4 protein-coding genes are annotated in these 6,564 nt (G+C 55.9%); 3 read left to right on the plus strand and 1 reads right to left on the minus strand.

The features are described 5' to 3' along the window. Positions 1 to 285 precede the first annotated feature (285 nt). From ACN0X0_RS22860 to ACN0X0_RS22870, 3 genes are read left to right on the plus strand one after another with little or no spacing between them, the layout of a single operon-like run. Entirely contained in the window at positions 286 to 2,313 is a 2,028-nt protein-coding gene (locus tag ACN0X0_RS22860; RefSeq protein WP_417281119.1) for an N-6 DNA methylase, read from the plus strand. Positions 2,314 to 2,321: 8 nt separating this feature from the next. Then, the gene (locus ACN0X0_RS22865) at positions 2,322 to 3,722 is read left to right on the plus strand and encodes a restriction endonuclease subunit S (protein WP_417281120.1); all 1,401 of its coding nucleotides are present in this window, start codon (positions 2,322 to 2,324) and stop codon (positions 3,720 to 3,722) included. Further along, positions 3,722 to 4,519 (plus strand): hypothetical protein, encoded by a 798-nt coding sequence (locus ACN0X0_RS22870; RefSeq protein ID WP_417281121.1) that lies wholly within the window; start codon positions 3,722 to 3,724, stop codon positions 4,517 to 4,519. The genes ACN0X0_RS22865 and ACN0X0_RS22870 overlap by 1 nt, the downstream gene beginning before the upstream one ends. A gap of 15 nt (positions 4,520 to 4,534) precedes the next feature. Here the strand turns inward: ACN0X0_RS22870 and ACN0X0_RS22875 are convergent, their stop codons facing one another. Beyond that, complete coding sequence (locus ACN0X0_RS22875; RefSeq protein WP_417281122.1) at positions 4,535 to 6,427, minus strand: hypothetical protein; 1,893 nt, start codon at positions 6,425 to 6,427, stop codon at positions 4,535 to 4,537. Between the last annotated feature and the right edge of the window lie 137 nt (positions 6,428 to 6,564).

Genomic DNA, 6,564 nt, shown 5'->3' on the forward strand with positions numbered 1-6,564 from the left:
GGTGATAGGCACAGTAGCGCCCCTTGCCGATCCGGACGCAATGAGGAGCGCTGCAGGGCTGTTCCTTGATGAAAGACAATCGGTTAGAAGACATGGGGAACGATGATTAATGCGGGCATACCTCTATAAGACCCTTATAGAGACTTGCCTGCGTTTCGGTGGATTGCCTTGTGGGGGTAAATCGTGCCATCGCTTGTGTCTCGCCGTTTCACCGAGCGTCCGCACTCACGACCTCTGTTTCGAGCCGCTCTCGCGTCTCATCCTGCTTGATCCAATGGGATTAGAATGAAAAATTCCTCTAATGAATTCAACCAATTCGTTCTTTTCTCGGAAGAAGAAAACCGGCAATTGGACCAGAGGGCGACTGTCCGTGAAACGCGCGGGAAGCCGGTAGCTTACGTGCCTTGCTTGGTGCGCAAGAAGGAAGTTCAGCTCAAACCAGAAGAGCGTACCCGGCAGCTTTGGTTGGCGCGGCTGATCGAGCAACTTGGCTACCCCGCCTCGCGGATTCAGGTTGAGTATCCGATTACATTTGGACGGGATAGCTCCAAGCGCGCCGATATCGTGGTCTTTGACGCAGACCGCCCGACGGTGCCTTACATCATCATCGAGGTGAAGCAGGGCAAGCTTCGGGATGGCAAGGAACAGCTTCGGTCCTACACCCACGCGACGGGCGCTCCCTTGGCAGTGTGGAGCAATGGCATTTTGGCCGAAGTCTGGCACCGGAAGAACCCGAATTACTTCGTTCCCATTCACCACCTGCCGCGCGCAAACCAAACGATTGAAGATATCGTCGATCAGCCGTGGACCATCCAGACCCTTATCGACAAAGAGAATGAGCGCGAGCGCGAAGGCTCCAAGGCTCGGTCCCTGCGGGAATTGATCGTGGACATGGAAAACGAGGTGCTGGCGAATGCTGGTGTCGATGTTTTCGAGGAAGTGTTCAAGCTGATCTTCACCAAGCTCTATGACGAGATGGCCACCCACCGTGGTCAGCACCCCTATCTGCGGTTCCGCAATACCAACACTGCTGCGCAGCTCAAGCGCGCCATTCAGGACTTGTTCGACGAAGCAAAGAAGAAGTGGCCCGGTGTCTTCCTTGAAGACGAACGCATCCGGCTATCGCCCGACCATTTGCAGGTTTGCGTCGGCTCGCTGGAAGAATGGAAGCTGTTCAACTCCAATCTTGACGTGATCGACGACGCCTTTGAGTACCTCGTCAACAAGTCGTCGAAGGGCGAGAAGGGGCAATATTTCACGCCGCGTTGGGTGATCGACATGTGCGTGAAAATGCTTAATCCACAGGAGCATGAAACCGTAATCGACACCGCTTGCGGATCGGCGGGTTTTACGGTGCACACAATGTTCCACGTCTGGCGGCAGATCATCGCGGACATGGGGCTTCAGGAAAGCCATCTGTTCACGATGGACCAGAAACCGCCGCGCTGCGAAGACTATGTGAGCGACAAGGTATTCGCCGTGGACTTCGACGAAAAGTCCGTCCGCGTGTCCCGCTGCCTCAACCTGATCGCGGGTGACGGCGAAACCAACGTGCTGCACCTGAACACCCTCGACTGGACCAAGTGGGACGAGACGGTGAAGCAGGACGAATGGGCCGACACCTACGGCGACGGCTGGCGACGGTTGCGCAGACTGCGGGCAGGCACCAAGAACGCGGACTATCGCCAGTTCAGCTTCGACGTGCTGATGGCCAACCCGCCCTTCGCGGGTGACATCAAGCAGTCCGACATGCTGTCGCCCTATGACCTGGCCCACAAGAAGAACGGCAAGCTGGAACGCGCCGTAGGCCGCGACCTGCTGTTCATCGAACGCAATCTGGACTTCCTGAAACCCGGCGGGCGCATGGCCGTTGTGTTACCGCAGGGACGCTTCAACAACTCGTCCGACCAGCGGGTGCGCGAGTTCATTATGGAACGCTGCCGCATCCTCGCCGTGGTGGGGCTACATCCAAACACCTTCAAGCCACACACCGGCACCAAGACGAGCGTTCTGTTCGTGCAGAAGTGGAACGACGACCCCGCCGCCGGGCCGCTGTGCCCGAAGGTGGAAGACTACAACATCTTCTTCGCCACGCAGCAGGTGGAGAGCGTCAATAACTCAGGCGAAAAGGTCTATGTGCACCGGGATGATGGAACCCTGATGCGCGACACGCACGGCCACTTCATTGTCGCTCACGATCTCTATAATCACGAAGGACTGACACAAGACGGGATAGCCGAAGCCTTCCAAGAGTTTGCGGCACAGGAGCAGTTCAGTTTTTTTCGCCTCGCCCCTTCGACAGTGACCGCCTAAGCGCACTGTTGGAGGGGCTGGAAGCCTCGATCAACACCTATGAGCAAGTTCTGGATAACAAAGACTGGCGCGTGGATAGCGACTTCTGGACAAAGGAACCCTATCGCAATCCAGACTTGAGCTACGTGCCCATTGGAGACCATCTAACGAAGTCGCAGTATGGTATTTCTATTTTAATGCACGAGGACGGCGGAGGCGTCCCGATCTATCGTATGAATGAAATGCACGATATGCTGTGCGACTACACCATAATGAAGACTGCGGATGTAACCGACAAAGAAAAGCGCCTCTTTAGTCTCCATGACCGGGATGTATTGTTCAATCGCACCAACTCCTATCAATGGGTCGGTCGCACGGGGCTATACAAGGGCAATGAAGGAGCAAGAGCGATTTTCGCCTCTTACCTTGTTCGCTTTCGTACAGATGAAGCCTTCATCTTGCCTGAGTTTCTCACCGCTTTCCTTAGCTGCAAATATGGTCAACAAGAGGTAAAGAGACGTTCTCGGCAGTCGATCAACCAGACCAACGTGAACCCGGAAGAAGTGAAAGAGATACTCATTCCGCTTTTGAAAATGGGTTTGCAGGACAAGCTAAAGGATGCCTTCGACATAGCCCACGAAGCGCACCTTGCGGCCTCGGAAAAGATCAACGAGGCACAACAAACGCTTCTAGACGCACTTGGGCTGGCAAACTGGACGCCGCCGGAGCCGCTCGGCTACACTGCCCGCGCGAGCGACGCCTTCGCCGCAGGCCGCTGGGATGCACAGTATTTCCGCCCCTTGTTCGTGGAAGTCGAACAGCGACTGTTGGCAACCGGCAGGGCTGTCGAATTGGGCACGATCCTTGATATCAACAATCGAGGGCGACAGCCGGACTATTCAGACGAGGGATTGCCCGTCGTCAACTCCAAGCACGTCCGCACTAATAAAGTTGTTCTGGGCGACGACAATCGCCGGGCAGTGGGGGCGGGTTCGCCTGTGGTCATCGAAAAGGGCGACGTTCTGGTCAATGGAACGGGCGTTGGCACGATTGGGCGCGCAGCGGCCTTTCTGCATGAGCAAAGCGCCTTGCCCGACAACCATGTGACCGTGCTGCGGACATCCCGTGTCGACCCGATCTATCTTGCTGTGTTCCTGAACAGCTTGCTTGGCCAGTTGCAGATCGAGCGTCACATCAAAGGATCATCGGGCCAAATCGAGCTGTATCCGAATGATATCGCGAAGATTGTGTTTTGGGATGCGCCCGATCAGGTGCAGACGGACGTTCGCGACGCTGTGCTGTCGGCCTTCAGAGAAGAGCGCCGCGCCCAAGACCTTCTCGACGCTGCCAAGCGTGCTGTCGAGATCGCTATTGAGGACGGCGAACCTGCCGCTCTGGACTTCCTAGACTCTCTAGAGGAGGCAAGCTGATGGCTCTTCCACCGCATGCCCAGGAATGGATAAGCCGAGCCGAAATCGACTATATCGGTCCTTTCGTAAAGGCATGGGCAGCCTTCAATGCTTGGTATCGCCACGACAGCGCACAGACGACCGAACGCGCTATGCTCGACTTCGCCATTCGCCACCACAACAGCCGCTTGCGGCGTCACGTTCTGCCCCTGCTGGCCAACGGCAACGGCACGGCGGAAGCGGAGCGGCTGAAATTGGCGATATGCGACCTGCAACAGAAGCTGGACGCAATCCATTTCGAGGTGACTCCCAAGGGGAGGCGGGAGCGGGTATCGCTGCGCGAGGTGTGCATCAACCCGCCAGTGAACTGGCAGGGCGATCAACAAGAGCGAAGCGGCCAACGCTATGTCGTCCGTAAGGTGCAAGGTGGTCAGTACGAGATTACAGTTACATCGATCCGCACCGGGCAGACGAAGCTGACCCATGTGCAGGCCCGTTACGAACCGAATGAGGTCTACGCGCTGCCAGAATTCACCGACAACCTTTCTGAAGCGCAGCGCACGACACTTCGCCAGTTCTACGACGCTTGCAATCCGCGCCCCATGACTGATCTTGTTCAGGGTGGAGGCCCGGCGCTGGATATGCCGACCATGCAGTTTCAATGCACCGCAGAAGATCTGCTGGCAGGGTTGGTAGAAACACTCTACGCAATGCGCAATGCTCTTCTTCACGGAGAAGTCGATCCCGACGAGCAGGTTTTGGCCTGCTACGAGCCGGCGTACCGGATAATCACCTGTTTTCTATCGCTTCTAAGGTAGCGCCAGATACGACGGCTAGCGTTTAACGAGGTAGCTTTTGGCGCCGCGCCCGCTTCCTTCCACGGAATAACTAACACCAAGCCTTTTCAGATCATCGACAATCGCTCGCTTCTTTCGCAGAGCGTCCTTTATATTGGCGGTTTCGGTCGATGAGAGACCTACCTCCTTTGCGATAGCAGAGATTAGATACCGACCGGGCGACTTGTTCTTCATCGCGGTCAATACAGCGGCAATTGGTGACGCTTTTTGCTTGGATTGGCATCCGAGGCCATCCAGGTCATATGCCCAGTCGCGTATGACCGCGCCGGTAAAGGCCTCGCAAATTGCGCTCTCGACATCTCTTCCAACAGAGGTATTCGGCAGCGTCACAAACACGTCGGTCGGCAAACAGTTGCCCTCTTCATCGATCACTTTGCGACTGCGCGGGCGGCCCAAGGCCTGGATCACCTGTGCGGCAATCGACATTACCTCAAGTTTGTGACGAATGGCCTTGGCTTCCTCGGATCTAAGCCACTCTTTTGTTTGAGCGCCTCTAAGCGCAAAATACATGCTCACTGGCCATGCTGGATCCCGGAAGCTCAGGCCAAATAGCACTGCCTTGTTGCAGTCGCGAAAGTCGTTGAGACCATCGAGGCTGCCCCAATGTCCAGTCAAGGCAATCTCCTCCGGGAGATGCTTTCTTGCCAGTGCCTCGGTCGCCAGATGCGTTACCACCATCCACTTGTCTCCCGGCTTGGTGTGCTCGGAGACGAATTGCGCCAAGTGTCGAAGACGCGCTTCACCAGCTTCGCGCATTGCCGTCTTGCCGATGCCGTTGGAGCGGAGGATGTGAATCGTCAAATTCCGATAGCTTCGCACCTTGGGAAGCGGAACGAGTTTAGCCCGCCGATAGTCCAACACGGGATCTTGGTTCGCGGTTGCATTCAGCACTACCGGTGCGAAGAAACGCGGCACCTTCTCTTTTCCGGTGGTTAGAGCCTTACGCGAACCTTGAATCGAGAAGAGTGCCCAATGCCGATATAGCTGGATGATCGCAGAGAGGGTCTCCCATACATGCTGCAGTTCCGCACTCTTGCTATCGGGATCGTTCCAAATAGGGTCGTATGACGATACGGATTTCAAGTCCGACACCAGTTGACTAAAGAGTATCTCCAACTCATCTATCTGCCTGCTGGAAAGTGGATCTTGCTCGCTCCATATGGGCGAAATCTCTTCAACACGGCTTGATACAGCCTTGAAGAAATCGAGCATTGACGAGACTGCGGCGAAAGCCTGCCGATGCTTTGCCTTAAACTCCGCAGAGACGCGAAGACCCAACACTCGGTGCAATGAACCTTCGTCAACTGAATGGAATTCAACTGCATTGGCCAAGGCCTCATCAATGATGACGAGGCACCGACGCCCGCCTTCCCAACTCCCGTAGGCGTCGATTGTTCCAGAATATGATTGTGCCCAAGACTGCGTGACAGCAGCATGTGTAATCACTACCACCGGGAAACGTCGGCATTCTTGCAGTGTGACCGCGTTGGACGAGTGTCGCGTAATGGCCGCCCCGAAGCCGGCAAGCTCATTGATCGTGCGTGCAGCGTCCTCGCATTGCTGAATCGTTCGAGCGACAAAGAGACCCCCGATTCGTAGCGGCGGTGAAATCTCTCTCGAAGCCTTTGCCATCATCGCCAGATACAGCAGGGCACCTTGCGTCTTCCCGACGCCCATCTCGGGCGCTAGAACCTGCCACGCTGGGGCAATTGAGAGGGCGCTTGCCTTCATATTCTGTCGGATTGCCAGATGGAACGTTTCCCCCATCCTGGTCCAAAGCTCACGGAAGGCAGGACCGGCGACGTTGCCCAACTTCAAAGTCCACAGCCGCTCCATTGCAGCGGCGAAATCGGATGGCAATACTGTCATTGAGTGTCGTAATTTGCGATATGGTTGCACCGAAACGCAGGCAAGTCTCTATAAGGGTCTTGGTCTGCCCCCAGAAAAGTGGTCCTTCTTGAAGTAGGCTTTCGAGCCAGATGGAGGACGAACGAATGGGACAGAAG

It is taken from the genome of Celeribacter sp., assembly GCF_048270365.1.
GTDB lineage: Bacteria > Pseudomonadota > Alphaproteobacteria > Rhodobacterales > Rhodobacteraceae > Celeribacter.